This window comes from Pseudomonas sp. TH34 (assembly GCF_016650865.1).
Lineage (GTDB): Bacteria > Pseudomonadota > Gammaproteobacteria > Pseudomonadales > Pseudomonadaceae > Aquipseudomonas > Aquipseudomonas yamanorum.
The window spans coordinates 165,598-180,779 of the sequence record NZ_JAEKFB010000001.1 but is presented as its reverse complement, the minus strand read 5'-3'; the positions used below and the strand labels follow the sequence as shown (position 1 = coordinate 180,779).

At 60.0% G+C, this 15,182-nt stretch carries 11 protein-coding genes and 1 pseudogene; 6 read left to right on the top strand and 6 right to left on the bottom strand.

From position 1 onward, the window contains the following. Positions 1-140: 140 nt before the first annotated feature. From JFU58_RS00795 to JFU58_RS32500, 3 genes and pseudogenes are all read left to right on the top strand, one after another. The gene (locus JFU58_RS00795; RefSeq protein WP_201139698.1) at positions 141-1,145 is read left to right on the top strand and encodes an amidohydrolase family protein; all 1,005 of its coding nucleotides are present in this window, start codon (positions 141-143) and stop codon (positions 1,143-1,145) included. A 120-nt stretch (positions 1,146-1,265) separates the two neighbouring features. After that, a pseudogene (locus JFU58_RS32505) lies at positions 1,266-2,063 on the top strand (MCP four helix bundle domain-containing protein); the annotation flags it as partial. Next, entirely contained in the window at positions 2,055-2,918 is an 864-nt protein-coding gene (locus JFU58_RS32500) for a methyl-accepting chemotaxis protein (protein WP_404942412.1), read from the top strand. The pseudogene JFU58_RS32505 and the gene JFU58_RS32500, both read left to right, overlap by 9 nt. 922 nt (positions 2,919-3,840) lie before the next feature. On the opposite strand, the gene fabB is transcribed toward JFU58_RS32500, so the two are convergent. From fabB to JFU58_RS00765, 5 genes are all read right to left on the bottom strand, one after another. Further along, entirely contained in the window at positions 3,841-5,061 is a 1,221-nt protein-coding gene (fabB, locus tag JFU58_RS00785; RefSeq protein WP_017480195.1) for a beta-ketoacyl-ACP synthase I, read from the bottom strand. Positions 5,062-5,072: 11 nt separating this feature from the next. Continuing rightward, positions 5,073-5,588 (bottom strand): 3-hydroxyacyl-[acyl-carrier-protein] dehydratase FabA, encoded by a 516-nt coding sequence (fabA, locus tag JFU58_RS00780; protein WP_003210552.1) that lies wholly within the window; start codon positions 5,586-5,588, stop codon positions 5,073-5,075. Between the two features lie 248 nt (positions 5,589-5,836). Beyond that, positions 5,837-7,738, bottom strand: coding sequence for an ATP-binding protein (locus tag JFU58_RS00775; protein ID WP_201139697.1), 1,902 nt, complete (start codon positions 7,736-7,738; stop codon positions 5,837-5,839). Beyond that, positions 7,735-8,646: an ABC transporter substrate-binding protein gene (locus tag JFU58_RS00770; RefSeq protein ID WP_201139696.1), complete on the bottom strand. Its 912-nt coding sequence runs from the start codon at positions 8,644-8,646 to the stop codon at positions 7,735-7,737. Before JFU58_RS00770 ends, JFU58_RS00775 begins: the two co-directional genes overlap by 4 nt. Positions 8,647-8,666: 20 nt before the next feature. Further along, positions 8,667-10,799, bottom strand: a complete 2,133-nt coding sequence (locus JFU58_RS00765; protein ID WP_177072119.1) for a TonB-dependent receptor domain-containing protein — start codon at positions 10,797-10,799, stop codon at positions 8,667-8,669. Positions 10,800-10,994: 195 nt separating this feature from the next. On the opposite strand from JFU58_RS00765, the gene JFU58_RS00760 reads away from it, so the two are divergent. The 3 genes from JFU58_RS00760 to sixA are packed head-to-tail and all read left to right on the top strand — an operon-like array spanning position 10,995 to position 12,824. Beyond that, positions 10,995-12,020 carry an NAD(P)H-dependent glycerol-3-phosphate dehydrogenase gene (locus JFU58_RS00760; protein ID WP_017480199.1) on the top strand — a complete coding sequence of 342 codons (1,026 nt, stop codon included), beginning with the start codon at positions 10,995-10,997 and terminating at the stop codon, positions 12,018-12,020. A gap of 10 nt (positions 12,021-12,030) precedes the next feature. Further along, positions 12,031-12,378 carry a DUF4389 domain-containing protein gene (locus tag JFU58_RS00755; RefSeq protein WP_063028225.1) on the top strand — a complete coding sequence of 116 codons (348 nt, stop codon included), beginning with the start codon at positions 12,031-12,033 and terminating at the stop codon, positions 12,376-12,378. After that, positions 12,375-12,824, top strand: coding sequence for a phosphohistidine phosphatase SixA (gene sixA, locus JFU58_RS00750; protein ID WP_063028227.1), 450 nt, complete (start codon positions 12,375-12,377; stop codon positions 12,822-12,824). Before JFU58_RS00755 ends, sixA begins: the two co-directional genes overlap by 4 nt. 854 nt (positions 12,825-13,678) lie before the next feature. On the opposite strand, the gene JFU58_RS00745 is transcribed toward sixA, so the two are convergent. Next, the gene (locus JFU58_RS00745; RefSeq protein ID WP_201139778.1) at positions 13,679-14,986 is read right to left on the bottom strand and encodes an IS4 family transposase; all 1,308 of its coding nucleotides are present in this window, start codon (positions 14,984-14,986) and stop codon (positions 13,679-13,681) included. Positions 14,987-15,182: the final 196 nt, after the last annotated feature.

Below are 15,182 nucleotides of genomic sequence, written 5' to 3'. Positions count from 1 at the left end.
GGCAAACCTCACAGGGTGGCAGGAAGAAGCTCATGCAGTTATAGAGCATGCTGGCACCTTGGTGTTCCCCATTGTTTACCGCTGAACCCACGGATGAGGCCTGAGGTCTACCTTCATTAGCCCTTGTTTGAGAGACCCCTGTGCGCCGGACCCGCCTGAGTATTGCCCTGTTACTGTCCGCCGCGAGCCTTGCGGTGCAGGCCCGCGACTATGCCTACAGCGATGCACACCTGCACTACGTCGACTTCTTCCAGGAGTCGGCGGGCATGGACAAGTTGCTCAAGGCCATGGCCGATAATCGCATCGAGCATGTGATGATTTCCGGCATTCCCGTGGCCAAGAAATGGCATGAAGACGAACCCAAGCGTCCGCGCTATTACGCCGGCGACGATGCCGACGCGTATTGGTACAGCGCCACTGACGTCTTTGTCGCCGATGCGGTGAATAAGCTGGCCCCGGAACAACGCCAGCACTTTCACCCGTTCCTCAGCGGTTTCAACCCCAACGATAAAAACGCCGCGTCCCACATCCAGCGCATGCTCGACCTCAATCCAGGGCTGTGGCAAGGCATCGGCGAAGTCTTTACCCGTCACGACGACCTGACTGCGCTGACCTCCGGCGACACCCCAAGGGCCAACAACGAGGCGATGACCCGCATCTATCACCTGGCGGCGGAGAATGATCTGCCGGTGATGGTGCATTCCAACATCACCTCCAAGCGTGAGAAAAATCCGTTGTACCTGGCGGAAATGGAAGAGCCTCTGCGCAACCATCCGCACACCCGGTTTATCTGGGCCCACGCGGGCAGCAGCATGGAAATCCATCGGCACCAGACGCAGATGGATTTTTTGCTGCCGACCCTGGCGCGCATGCTGGAGGCTTATCCGAACCTGTACGTCGACCTCTCCTGGAGCGTGCTCACGCCTTACTTGCTGGATGAGGCGGGAAAGCCACGCCCTGAGTGGTTAGAGCTGGTAGAGCGCTTCCCGGACCGCTTCATGCTCGGCTCAGACGTGGTAGGACGTTTCAACAAGCTCGGTAAGGAAATGCGCAGCTTTGACCCGTTCCTTGATACGCTGCCTGAGGACGTGGCCAGAAAGGTCGCGCGGGACAATTTCCTGGCGATTCTGCCCAAGCCCAGGTGATGGGCTTAGCTGAATCGCTACAGCCGGGGCAGGGCGATCATAAGGCGTTTTGATATCGCGTTTTCGTCTTACGCAAACTCCGTTCTTCGCCGATACCTTTCAAGAGCCCGCTGCAGGTGGATGCAGCGCATTTGGAAGGATCCGAGCATGAATATCAGAAGTCTGAATATCGCCCCTCGCGCCGGCCTGGGTTTTGGTTTGCTGGCGCTGATGGTATTTGCCCTGGGCGGGTTCGCCTTGTTGCAGATGGGCAATATGCGTCAACAGTCGGATCAGGTGGAAAACAACTGGCTGCCCAGCGTGATGGCGGTCGGCGAGATGAATCAGGATCTGCTGCGGGTGCGGGCCTTGACGTTGCGTCTGCTGCTTAACCGCGACCCGCAGGCGATCACGCAGAATGAACAGAAAATCACCGAACTGAAAAACGGTCTGCATAAGGCCCAGTCGCTCTATGAAGGCTTGATTGTGCTGCCCGAAGAGCGGGTGCTGTTCGATCGCTTTAAAGCCGAGGAAGCGCGCTACCTGCAACGCCAAGAGCAAGTGATGGCGTTTTCCCAGGCCAACCAGCTGGAAGACGCGATCAAGGTGGTCAACGGCGAGATGAACCAGTTGGCTGATGAATTGGCCGGCACCCTGCGTGAGCTGGTGACACTGAACAAGGTCAGCGCCAATCAGGCGGCGAGCCTGGCCCAAAGTGTGTTCACCCAATCGCGCAGTTGGGTGGTGGGCATGATTGCCGTGACGGCACTGATCACCATTGGCCTGGCGTTGCTGCTGACCCGCAGCATCGTGCTGCCGTTATCCCAGTCGCTGAAAGTCGCCCAGGGCGTGGCCAGCGGCGACCTCACCGGTGTGATTACCGTCAGCGGCAAGGATGAACCGGCGCGTTTGCAGCAGGCGCTGAAAAGCATGCAGGAGAGCCTGCGGGAAACTATTCGGCGTATTTCTGATTCGTCCAGCCAATTGGCGTCGGCTTCCGAAGAGCTCAGCTGTGTGACGGAAGATGCCACCCGTGGGCTGCATCAGCAGAGTCAGGAAATTGAGCAGGCGGCCACGGCGGTGAACCAGATGACGGCGGCGGTGGAGGAGGTGGCGAGCAATGCGGTGGCCACTTCACAGGCGTCCCGTGAGTCGGACCGTATTGCCCAGCATGGTCGCGAGCAGGTGCATCAGACGGTGTTGTCGATTGAGTCCCTGGCGGATGACGTGACGGCCAATGCGACGCAGGTGGAGGACCTGGCGCAGAAGGTGTATGGCATCAGCAAGGTGCTGGATGTGATTCGCTCGATTGCCGAGCAGACCAATTTGCTTGCGTTGAATGCTGCCATTGAAGCCGCGCGGGCCGGGGATGCCGGGCGTGGATTTGCAGTGGTGGCGGATGAGGTGCGGGCGCTTGCTCATCGGACCCAGCAGTCGACGCAGGAAATCGAGCAGATGATCAGTGGGATTCAGCAGGGGACTGATCAGGCGGTGAGCTCTATGCAGCAGAGCAATACTCGGGCGCGGTCGACGCTGGATATCGCCAAGTCGGCTGGGACGGCGCTGGAGGAGATTGCTTCGGCTTTTACGCTGATCAACGAGCGTAACCTGGTGATTGCCAGTGCCTCGGAAGAGCAGGCGGCGGTGGCGCGGGAGGTGGATCGCAATTTGATGAATATTCGCGATTTGGCGCAGCAGACTTCGGCGGGGGCGAATCAGACCAGTGCGGCGAGCCAGGAGTTGTCGCGGTTGGCGGTGGATCTCAATACGATGGTGGCTAGGTTTTCGGTTTAGGCCCGTGTTTTTTGGAGAGTGGGGTGTATATCCGTTATTTAGGTTACGGCCACTTAGGGTTCCGCTCTTACAGCGGCTCACTTTGGAAAAGCCGGAATGCCGGCCCAGCCCAAAGTAAGCAAAGGGCTCTGCCCCGCCTGTCGGCACCTCGCCTAGGCTCGGTGTTCCCTCACTCCGGCACTGCTCCGCGGGCCGCCGCGATGGGCCATCCTTGGCCCAGCGCGGCTAAACCGGCGTCCTGCCGGTTTACCCGCTCCGCACTGCCTGCGTTCGGCCTCGGGCTTATTGGGGCAGTCAGATCAAGATCAAAAGCAAGAGCACAGCGGCCTACCGGCCGGCTTGAGTGTTGAAAGCAAAGGCAAGATTCAGAGCGTAAGCCAAATCTGAAACTGATGCAGCTCTGCTTTTCTGTGGGAGCTGGCTTGCCTGCGATGCAGACACCTCGGTCTTTCAGATACACCGAGGCGATGCCATCGCAGGCAAGCCAGCTCCCACATTTGGACCGTGCCCGCTTTGGCTTTTGATTTTGCTCTTCAACACTCAAGCCGGCCGGTAGGCCGCTGTGCTCTTGCTTTTGATCTTGATTTTGATCTTAGGCGCCCCGTTAAACCACGCTGGCCGAACGCAGGCTTTGGAGCGTGGGTAACCCGGCAGGACGCCGGGTTAGCCGCGCTGGGCCAAGGATGGCCCATCGCGGCGGCCCACGGTCCAAAGCCGGAGTGAGCACACCGAGCCTAGGCGAGGTGCCGAGTGGTGGGGCAAGATCGTTTTGCTTACTTTTGCGCTTTTCAAAAGTGAGCCGCTGTAAGAGCGGAACCATAGGCAGCCATCACCCAAATAATGGATATACACCCAACAACCGAGGCAAAAAAAAACGCCCCGAACCAGTCGGGGCGTTTTCAGGCGATCAAGCCGCGGGGACTTACTTACCCTGCCAGCGCTTCAGCACCAAGGTAGCGTTAGTGCCACCAAAGCCAAAGCTGTTGCTCATCACAGTGTTGATGGTCGCATCTTCACGAGTCTTGGTCAGAATCGGCATGTCAGCCACGTCCGGATCCAGTTCCTCGATGTTGGCAGAACCTGCCATGAAGTTGCCTTCCATCATCAGCAGGCAGTAGATCGCTTCGTGAACGCCCGCGGCGCCCAGGGAGTGACCCGACAGGCTCTTGGTAGAGCTGATTGCCGGAGCCTTGTCGCCGAATACCGCACGCACGCCTTCCATTTCCTTGGAGTCGCCGACCGGAGTCGAAGTACCGTGGGTGTTCAGGTAGTCGATCGGGGTATCAACGGTGGACATGGCCATCTGCATGCAGCGGATGGCGCCTTCGCCGCTTGGCGCAACCATGTCGTAGCCGTCGGACGTCGCGCCGTAGCCAACAATTTCCGCGTAGATCTTCGCGCCACGGGCCAGGGCGTGTTCCAGCTCCTCGACCACCACCATGCCGCCACCGCCGGCAATGACGAAACCATCACGGTTCTTGTCATAGGCGCGGGAAGCTTTTTCCGGGGTTTCGTTGTACTGGGTCGACAGGGCGCCCATGGCGTCGAACAGGAACGACTGGCTCCAATGTTCTTCTTCACCGCCACCGGCAAACACGATGTCCTGCTTGCCCAACTGGATCTGCTCTACAGCGGTACCGATGCAGTGAGCACTGGTGGCGCAAGCGGAGGAGATCGAGTAGTTCACGCCCTTGATCTTGAACGGCGTGGCCAGGCAGGCGGAAACGGTGCTGCCCATGGTCCGCGTGACGCGGTACGGGCCAACACGCTTGACGCCTTTCTCGCGCAGGATGTCCAGCGCTTCCATCTGGTTCAAGGTTGACGCGCCACCGGAACCGGCGATGAGGCCGGTGCGCACGTTGGACACCTGGTCTTCGCTCAGGCCGGAATCGGTGATCGCGTCCTTCATGGCCAGGTAGGCGTAAGCAGCTGCGTGGCCGACGAAGCGATAGATCTTGCGATCGATCAGTTCTTCGAGGGGCAGGTCGATGGAGCCGGAAACCTGGCTACGCAGACCCATTTCGGCATATTCCGGGTTGAAGCGGATGCCAGGGCGACTTGCACGCAGGTTAGCGGAGACGGTCTCTTTGTCATTGCCCAGGCACGAAACAATGCCCAGACCAGTGATAACGACGCGGCGCATGCGGATAACCCTTAAAAGTTGTCAGTGGAAGTGAATACGCCGACCCGAAGGCCTTCGGCAGTATAAATCTCGCGACCGTCGACAGTCACCGAACCATCGGCAATGGCCAGGTTCAGCTTGCCCTTGAGGACGCGCTTGATTTGAATGTTGTAGGTGACTTTCTTGGCGGTCGGCAAGACCTGGCCAAAGAACTTCACCTCGCCCGAACCCAGGGCGCGACCGCGGCCCGGCAAGCCTTGCCAGCCCAGGTAGAAACCGACCAGCTGCCACATGGCGTCGAGGCCCAGGCAGCCCGGCATCACCGGATCGCCTTCGAAATGGCAGGCGAAAAACCACAGGTCAGGGGTGATATCCAGCTCGGCGACCAATTCACCTTTGCCGTACTTGCCACCCTCTTCGCTGATATGGGTGATGCGATCCACCATCAGCATGTTCGGGGCGGGCAGTTGCGCGTTACCTGGGCCGAACAGCTCACCGCGACTGCAGCGCAGCAGGTCTTCCCGAGTAAAGGCGTTTTGTTTGGTCATGCGAGCTCCTCAATAATCCCATGCGGCAGGGCAGGGCAAATCTTCCCGGCCGACTGAAGCGTTCATGCCTCATATCGGCAGCCTACACATAGACTATTGCGTTGTAGTGAAAGTCACAGCGTCAAGGTCATGAATGTACACTTGTGCACTGAAATTATAAACCGGGCCGGTTTACGGGCCCGTTCGGGTGCCTAAGACTGCCGCACTTTCGTCTTTCACGCCAGTCGCAGTTGGCTGATGGCACCGTGTTACTGCACCCATCGCTGCAAGATTTGCTGTAAATCCGTGCGTTTGAACGGCTTTGCCAGGTAATCGTTCATTCCGGCTGCCAGACAGGCTTCGCGGTCACCCTGCAAGGCATTGGCCGTGAGGGCAATGATCGGCAGGTCGGCGCAGCCGGGCAACTGGCGAATCTGCCGGGTGGCCTCGTAGCCATCGATGCCCGGCAGTCGGCAGTCCATCAGGATCGCGGTAAAAATCAGGCTCTCGGCACTGCGAATCGCTTCGGCACCATCGGTGGCGATGCTCACCTCGAACCCCAGGCTGCGCAGCATGGCTTCGACCACCGTGCGGTTGACCGGATTGTCTTCCACCAGCAATACGTTGCGGCCTTCGCCTGCGCTGGCACTGCCTTCGGCGTTCGGCACGAGCACCGGCAAGCTCTGCTGGTAGATCGCCAGGGGGATTTCCAGGGTGAATACCGAGCCCTGGCCTTCCTGGCTCTGGGCGCGAAGGGTGCCGCCCATGCGTTCGGCCAGGGTGCGTGCAATAGGCAGGCCCAGTCCGGTGCCACCGTAACGTCTTGAAATGGAACTGTCGGCTTGCTGGAACGCGTCGAACATCAGTTCCAGACGCTCGGCGGAAATGCCAATCCCGCTGTCGCGCACGGTGCAGGTGAACCACAGCAATTCATGGTCCAGGGTCTGCCAATGGGGTTCGACGGTGACGGTGCCGTGCTCAGTGAACTTGAGGGCATTGCCGATCAGGTTCACCAGGATCTGCCGGATGCGGGTCGGGTCGCCCTGTACTTGCAGCGAGCCCAGGCCCTGCGGGATCGGTACTTCAAGCGCCAGTCCGCGTTGCTGGGCGGCATGCTGGAAAGCCTGGGCGCAACTGCTGATCAGCTCCACCAGGTCGAACGGAATGTGCTCAAGCTCCAGTGCCGCGCGCTCGATGCGCGAGAAGTCGAGGATGTCGTTGATCACCTTCAGCAGGTGTTCGGTGGACTCCGAGGCCAGTGCCGCGTATTCGGTCTGCTCCTCGGTCATGTCGGTGGTTTCCAGCAGTTGCAGCATGCCCAGCACCCCGTTCATCGGCGTGCGCAGTTCATGGCTCATCATCGCCAGGAAGTCCGACTTGGCATTGTTCGCCCGCTCGGCTTCTTCGCGGGTCTGGATCAACTGGGCCATGGCCTGGTGCTGTTCACGACTGGCCTGGTTCAAACCGTCGGCCAGGTTATTGATGTGGCGCGACAAGTCGCCCAGTTCCGAGTCATCGACGATAGGCAGTGGCGTCTGGTAATCGCCCTGCTGGATTGCCTTGACTGCATTGCCCATGGCGCTGATGGGTTGCGACAGGCTGGCCGCCAGGCGCCGGGCCAGCAGGAAGGTAAACAACAGGGCGAACAGCGCAAGAATCCCGGCCTTGAACAGGATTTCCTGCTGGCGCTGGCTGAACGCGTCGTTGGACATGCCGACAATCACCCGTCCCAGATAATCCGCGCGGGGAGCCTTGGGTTCTGTGGTGCTGTCCTGGAAGAAGTCATTGCCCAACTGGATATGCTGCAGGCGAATCGGCGCCTGGAACACTTTCACCGACAGCGAGCGATCATGCTTCTCTGACGGCTGCTCGACATACACCAGAATGTTTTCGGAGCTGTCCTGAATCTCCAGAAAGCGCACATGGGGCGTGGCCAGGGTGGCCCGCAACAGGCTTTCGAGCACGTCGTTGTTGCCGGAAATAACCCCATATTCGGTGGCCGGCGCCAGTTGGTTGGCGATCAACTGGCCGGTGTGGTCCAGCTCCTGGCGCAAGTCCTGGATCCGTACGAAGGTAAAGAAGCTGATCAACAGCAGTGTCAGCAGGAGTGCCGGGCCCAGGGTGATGAGCTGGGTTCGGGTGTTGATGTCCCAACGGCGACGTAAGGTCATGGGCGTTTTTCTCCTTCGGCCAGGCGGGCGGCGACGTTGGTTTCGTCCACCTGTTCGATCCCCAGTGAGCGCGCAACCTGCGGGTTGCCCACGACTTTGAAACGTTCCGGGTACAGCGAGCGTGGCCAGTTGGCGGGCGCATGGTCCAGTAGCCGGTCAAGTACGTTCAGCCAGTCGGCCTGATCGCTGTAGGTGCTGGCCAGGCTGCCGGCCTTGACGAACCCGGCGTTAGGCCCGACCAGTGGCAACTGCCTGGCGTAGCTGCTAAGCAGCAGGTTTTTCGCGGTTTTCGGGTTGTACAGCTGGGGATCATCCAGCCCCAGCAAGACGTCGCTGTTCTTGAACAGGCTTTGCAACGGGCGACTGTCATTAATGTTGTCCCACAGCTGGGGCACGATCTCGAGGCCCATGGGGGCTGCGTACTGGCGCAGCTCGCGCAGCAGGAATTCACTGTCGATGCCATAGAGCACGCCGATGCGCCGGGCCTGGGGCAGGGTGCCGCTGATCAGGCGCAGTTGGCGGTCCAGCGGCGGGTCGCTCCACAACAAGCTGATCTTGGGCGGCACGCTATCACCCAGGCGCTGGCGGGCTTGCAGGCGGCTGATGCGCAATACCAGGGTCGGCGGGCCCTGGGTGTCTTGCAGGCGCCAGTCGAGGCTGGGCAGGTCCAGCAGGATCAGGCGGGTGCTGGCCGGCAAGTGCGCCGGGGAGGGAAGGTCTTTGAGTCGGGTGAACTTCACGCTGTCTTCGGGGCGCTGTTGGGCAAGGGCCTGGACGAATGTCTGTACGCCGGGGCCGTCTTCCTCGGCGGTCAGCAGGATATCCGCCGCCCATGTCGGGGCGGCAAACAGTAAAACCCCAAGCAACACACAGCACCGCCAGAGTCGGGCGGTAAAGGAGGGGGTCATCCGTGACGAGTCGCTGTCCACTAGAACTCTAGCTCCGCACTGAAGTAGAGCACGTGGCGTTGGTCATAGTTGTTGTCGGGCCAGGTGGTGGGCTGATTGTCGAGACGCTGTTGCAACATGCCGGCCAGCTCCACGTTGGCTTTGCCCAGGGCAATGCGCTTGGCCACCCGCAGGTCGACCCGTTCGAAGCGATACTGGTTGAGCGCGTCGTCGCCATAGTAGAACACCGCGCTGGACCAGCCCTGGCCCCACTCCCGCATCCAGCCCGCCGAGCCGCTGTTGCGGGCGGTTTGCTGTCTGTCCAGAGGGTTGGTGGCGCTGGCGTCCACGTAAGCATAGGTCAGTCGCAGCCGGTCGGCGGTGCTCATGTGCCAGTCGAGTTGGGTCTCGGTGCCGGTGAAACGCGAGCTGTTCGAGTTGCTGGCGATGTATTGGTTGTTGCGCAGTGGCTCGCTGACCATGTCGCTGATTTCGTCGTAGAACAGCTTCACGTCCACGTTCAGCCCGATATCCGCAAAAAAGCCGTTGTAGCCCAGTTCCCGGGAGCGCATCCGCTCTTTGTTGAGGTCGCCCGGGCCGCGGGTCACCACGAAATATTGACCGGAATTCTGGCCGTAGGCCGGTGAGCTGAGGTTGGTGACGCGGTAGCTCCAGTTGACGTTGTTCTCGAACATGTCCGGCGAGCGGATCGCTTCGGAGTACACCGCGCGCAGGCCGTGGCGCGGGTTGATCAGGTAGTTGACGGCCACTCGGGGCGTCAGCGAGTTGCCGCTCAGGTGGGTGTCTTCGTACATCGCACCGCCCTGCAGCAGCCAATGTTCGCTGGCGCGCCATTCCAGGTGGCCGAACAGTCGCCAGGTGGTGTCGTCCAGGGTGCCGTTGAAATAGGTGTCGGAGTCGGCGCGGTCGTAGCGGTAGTTCATGCCGCTGACCAGGCGCAGGCTGTCGGACAGGCTGAGGGTGTCCTGAATCTCCAGGTCGTAGCGGCTTTCCTTGGTGCTTTGGTCGATGTTGCCGCACACGCTCTGGTTCGCACCCTCACGCCATTGATTCAGCACCTGATTGGCCAGGGCCTGTTCAGCCGCACTGCCAGGAGGCGCCGAGCCATTGCTGTATGCCTCCATGTGCCGGGCCAGCCGCTCGGCATAGTTGGGATTGAGCTGCCACAGTTGGGTCAACTCCGGGCTGAAGGAGACCTTGGCATCGCAGGCGCGCCAGATCTGCCGGCGATCCCACTGCTGGGCCGAACCCTGGATATACAGGCTGTGATCAGGATTGAAGTCGAAGTTCCAGCGCAGGGAGCCGGCGTAATCCTTGGCGCTGACGTCGGAATTTGTACCGCCTTCGGTAATCCCGTCGAACACCGGTTGGTAGGTGTACGGGCGTTGGTTGGTGCCTTCCTTGGCGTCCAGTTGCCAGTCGATGCTTTGCTGCGCGTTCAGGGTCTGGCTCACGGCGAGGCTGAAGCGGCTCAGGCGGCGACTGTCGCGGCGGTCGGCGCCCACGCGGTCGCTGTCAAAACCATCGTCCTGCTGGCCGGAGAGTGACAGGCGCAGGTCGCCGGTTTCCCAGCCCATGCCCTGGCTGGCATACCAGTCGTTGATCCCGCGGCCGCCCTGGGTAAGTTTCATCCGGGTGCCGTGGCTGTTGCCTGGGGAGCGGGTGAGGATGTTGACCACCGCCATCAGCGCGTTGGCACCGTAGCTGACGGTGTTGGGGCCGCGGAAGACTTCGATGCGGTCGATGTCTTCCAGGGCCACCGGAATATCGCTCCAGTCCACTGTCGCCAGGCCCGCGCGGTACACCGAACGACCATCGATCAGCACCTGCATGCGCCGGGCGTCGCCGGCCTGGGTGCCGTGGTAATTCACAGCCGCCTGGTTGCCGGTGGTGTAGCCGACCATCATTCCGGGCACCAACCGCAGCAGTTCCGGGATATCCCGCGCACCGCTGGCCTTGATCAACTCGCTGTCGATCACCGTCATGCTGCCGGGCACGGCGGCGGCCGATTGCTTGAGGCGAGTGGCGGTCAGCACCTGCGGCAGCGGTTGGCTGTCGAGGAACAGATCGTCGGCCAGCAACGGCGCACTGCACCATGGCATGCACAACAGCGTCAGCAGAAGGGATGAACGAGGAGGAGGGCCCAAATACACGGCACGGCCTTGATAATTACGGATAGCCGCCCATGTTAACTGAGGTGGGGCCTTTTGCCAGTCGTCGGCCCTGTAATTACTTCGCACAAATGTCGCATTTTCCGACCAGCGTTTGAATTGACGCGGGGGCTGGCCGCAAGCGGGTCGCTCCGTATAATGCGGCCATCGCCACTGCTATGGATTAACGGATTGCATATGACTGAACAGCGCCCTATTGCGGTCCTGGGAGGCGGAAGTTTTGGTACCGCCGTGGCTAATCTGCTGGCTGAAAATGGTCACCGGGTGCGTCAATGGATGCGTGACCCCGAGCAAGCCGAGGCCATCCGGGTCAACCGGGAAAACCCCCGTTACCTTAAAGGCATCAAGATTCTGCCGGCTGTTGAGCCGGTGACAGATTTGCTGGCGACGTTGACCGAGTGCGACCTGTGCTTCGTCGCGTTGCCATCCAGTGCCTTGCGTTCGGTGCTCGCGCCCCACGCCGAGCGGCTGGCGGGCAAGCTGCTGGTCAGCCTGACCAAGGGCATCGAGGCGCACACCTTCAAGTTGATGAGTGAAATCCTTGAAGAAATCGCCCCCGAGGCACGCATTGGCGTGTTGTCCGGCCCGAACCTGGCGCGGGAAGTGGCTGAGCACGCCCTGACCGCCACCGTGATCGCCAGTGAAGACGAAGAACTCTGCGAGCGGGTGCAGGCAGTGCTGCACGGTCGCACCTTCCGCGTTTACGCCAGTGCTGACCGCTTCGGCGTCGAACTGGGCGGGGCGTTGAAAAACGTCTACGCGATCATCGCCGGCATGGCGGTTGCGCTGGGCATGGGCGAAAACACCAAGAGCATGCTGATCACCCGTGCCTTGGCTGAGATGACGCGCTTTGCGGTCAACCAGGGCGCCAACCCGATGACCTTCCTTGGCCTGGCGGGTGTGGGCGACCTGATCGTCACCTGCTCGTCACCGAAAAGCCGCAACTATCAGGTCGGTTTTGCCCTCGGCCAGGGCCTGAGCCTGGAAGACGCCGTGACGCGTTTGGGCGAAGTGGCCGAAGGCGTCAACACCCTGAAGGTGCTGAAGGCCAAGGCTCAGGAAGTCGGGGTGTATATGCCGCTGGTCGCGGGTTTGCACGCGATCCTGTTTGAAGGGCGCACCTTGAACCAGGTCATCGAGTTGCTGATGCGGGCCGAGCCGAAGACCGATGTCGACTTTATTTCCACCAGTGGTTTCAACTGAGGAACGCGTCATGAACGATCCGAAAGCAGCTCCCAAGTACGAATCCATTGGCCTGCGTGTGCTGTGGATGCTGGTGTTTGCCCTGGTGTGGCAAGTGGCGCAGTTTCTGCTGGGGGCGCTGGTGGTAGTGCAACTGGTTTATCGCCTGGTGTACGGCGCGCCGAACCTGGGGCTGATGAATTTTGGTGACAGCCTGAGTCAGTTCCTGGCGCAGATTGGGCGGTTTGGCAGTTTTCATAGTGATCAGAAGCCTTGGCCGTTTGCTGATTGGCCGACGCCCCGTGCACCTGAAGGTGAGGCTGCTCACAGCGTGCCGCCGGCGCCGCATCCTGTGCGTGATGAGGAACCCAAGCTATGAAGGTGTGGGTGTTGCGTCACGGTGAGGCCGAGGGGCATGCGCGTACGGATGCTGAGCGTAATTTGACGGCCCATGGGCGCGAGGAGGTTTTGCGCAGTGCGGGGCATCTGATTGGGCAGCCTGTGCGGGCGATTATTGCCAGTCCGTATGTGCGGGCGCAGCAGACGGCGCAGTTGGTGCGTGAGGCGTTGGGGTTTGAGCCTGAGATTCGCACTGTGTCTTGGTTGACGCCGGAGAGTAATCCGCTGGAGGTGCTCAAGCATCTCGATAATGATGATGATGTATTGTTGGTTAGTCATCAGCCGTTTGTAGGGGGGCTGATCAGTTATTTGCAGCATGGGCATTTGCGGCAGCCGCAGGCTATGAGTACGGCGAGTTTGGCGGAGTTGGAAGGGGATTTTCCGTTGGCGGGGTTGATGAGTCTTTTGAGTGTTCGGAATCCTTAAGGTTGGGTTTGGGTACATATCCGTTTCTTCGGTAACGGCCACCTATGGTTCCGCTCTTACAGCGGGTCACTTTTGGCAAACGCCCCAAAAGTAACCAAAAGGTCTTTGCCCCACCACTCGGTGCCTCGCCTAGGCTCGGCATGCCCGCACTCCGGCCCGGTTCCGCGGGCCGCCGCGACGGGCCATCCATGGCCCGGCGCGGCTAAATCGGCATCCCTGCCGATTTACCCGCTCCACCGTGCCTACTTGCGGCCATCGTGGTTAACGGGGCCCGCAGATCAAGATCAAAAGCAGATCAAGAGCGAGAGCACAGCGGCCTACCGGCCGGCTTGAGTGTTAGAAGCCAGAGCGAAAGCCAGAGCGAAAGCCGAATCTGAAGCTGATGCAGCTCTGCTTTTCTGTGGGAGCTGGCTTGCCTGCGATGCAGACACCTCGGTTCTTCAGATACACCGAGGTGATGCCATCGCAGGCAAGCCAGCTCCCACATTTGACCGTGCCCGCTTTAGCTTTTGATTTTGCTCTTCAACACTCAAGCCGGCCGGTAGGCCGCTGTGCTCTTGCTGTTGATCTTGATCTTGATCTTGATCTTAGGCGCCCCGTTAAACCACGCTGGCCGAACGCAGGCTTTGGAGCGTGGGTAACCCGGCAGGACGCCGGGTTAGCCGCGCTGGGCCAAGGATGGCCCATCGCGGCGGCCCACGGTCCAAAGCCGGAGTGAGGGCACACCGAGCCTAAGCGAGGTGCCGAGTGGTGGGGCAAGAGCGTTTTGCTTACTTTTGCGCTTTTCAAAAGTGAGCCGCTGTAAGAGCCATCCCTTTCAAGGTCTGCGTTTAAAAGTCCGTTTAAGGCCATGTTTAAGTACGTTTATCCGACTTGGCCGCCTTAAGCACCCTAGCTGTTGAGACATGCGCCCGTGCTGCCTTACCTTCCAGCCACTCCTTGGGCTTGGCTACTTTGGGGCCACGAGGGCTTTTTGCTACGGACTTAGGTTTGATCATCCTTGCCAGGGCCAGCAATCGCTCTGCCAGCCCTTGCGGAGTCTTTTCAAGAGGGAAATTTTCCGCAGGCAATGCGATCTGCAAGCCTTGATAATCACTGCGAACATGCACCGCCAAATGGAAAATCGAAACCTGCCAACCCTCTGGCTGCGTTTCGCGGTGCGCCTGCTCAACGCTACGCTTGAGAACCGACAAAACGTTGTAAGCCAGGACCGCCGAGGCAAAGCCCAATAGCGCGGCTTTCGGGCTGCCAAGGCCTGTAATTTCACTGTCCAGTACCGACTCAAGGCGCTGAAACATTCCCTCGATACTCCAGCGATGACGGTATAAATCGGCTATCTGCCGGGCACCGATGGTGTCGGGCAAATTGCTCCAGAACCACATCACCAAATCACCTGAGTCATTCGCCGTTTGCAGGCTCAACTCAACACGTCGCCAGCGGCGGCCACCCTTCATTTCGATGATTTGTTCGCGAACGGTTCCGCTATCGACCGTCCCTGAGTCTTGCCACTCACTTTCCTGGACCAGGCGTGGATGCTTGCTGGGTTGGCGAACGATGAACGAAGCCCCCGTATCCTCGCAGGCTTGCAGGATGGGCAGCGTGCAATAGAGCCGGTCAGCCATCCACAACTGGCCCGCGCATGCGCGGGCCAGCAGCGGTAAAACACTGACTCGCTCACTGGCGTAGGCATCTTCCCACGGCTGAAGATCAACGACTAAATCCAGATCCGGATCGTAGGCAACTACTGAAAATCCTGGGCGCGCTGCGCCGCGCTCATTGCGCAGAGCGCCTAGACGTTTTTCAGTGGCCGGCAAGTGGTTGCCATCCACAATACGCAACTGCCAGCCGGGCAGGATCGATGAATGGCCGAGCGTTTCGACGGTTGGTATCAAACGCTCGGCACTGCCCGAAATGAGGGCGCGAAGCAGCTCGGGTTCGGTTCGCTTGATCTTGTCATAGAGTGCCGAAACACTGACCGAAAGGCCCTCCATCTTGCGCGCCGCCGCGTGCAACGACGGCCTCAAGCCCAATGAAACAAGGGACATCAGCTCAACAACGGTTGAAAACAAAAGCTCACGTGAGTACTGCCGTTGGCGGTGATCATCGAACACCTTGTCAACCCAAGCGGCATCTACTGCCTGCTCTAATATCAACTTGGTCATGACGCTGGCCGGAGCCTGTTTTTCAAACCGTTCTAAAACCTTTTCCCACATAGTTTCGCCGTCCTGACTGGATTGGTTAGGGGATTTTAAACCAAGACCTTGAAAGGGATGGCTGTAAGAGCGGAACCATAAGCGGTCGTTACCTAAATAACGGATATACCCCCAAACAGCAGAACTTGCACCCCCCCGCGCTCCC

Coding starts and splice junctions, on each gene's coding strand:
- JFU58_RS00770 (WP_201139696.1), bottom strand. CDS start 8,646: ATGACCCCCTCCTTTACCGCCCGACTCTGGCGGTGCTGTGTGTTGCTT.
- fabA (WP_003210552.1), bottom strand. CDS start 5,588: ATGACCAAACAAAACGCCTTTACTCGGGAAGACCTGCTGCGCTGCAGT.
- sixA (WP_063028227.1), top strand. CDS start 12,375: ATGAAGGTGTGGGTGTTGCGTCACGGTGAGGCCGAGGGGCATGCGCGT.
- JFU58_RS32500 (WP_404942412.1), top strand. CDS start 2,055: ATGCAGGAGAGCCTGCGGGAAACTATTCGGCGTATTTCTGATTCGTCC.
- JFU58_RS00760 (WP_017480199.1), top strand. CDS start 10,995: ATGACTGAACAGCGCCCTATTGCGGTCCTGGGAGGCGGAAGTTTTGGT.
- JFU58_RS00775 (WP_201139697.1), bottom strand. CDS start 7,738: ATGACCTTACGTCGCCGTTGGGACATCAACACCCGAACCCAGCTCATC.
- JFU58_RS00745 (WP_201139778.1), bottom strand. CDS start 14,986: ATGACCAAGTTGATATTAGAGCAGGCAGTAGATGCCGCTTGGGTTGAC.
- JFU58_RS00755 (WP_063028225.1), top strand. CDS start 12,031: ATGAACGATCCGAAAGCAGCTCCCAAGTACGAATCCATTGGCCTGCGT.
- fabB (WP_017480195.1), bottom strand. CDS start 5,061: ATGCGCCGCGTCGTTATCACTGGTCTGGGCATTGTTTCGTGCCTGGGC.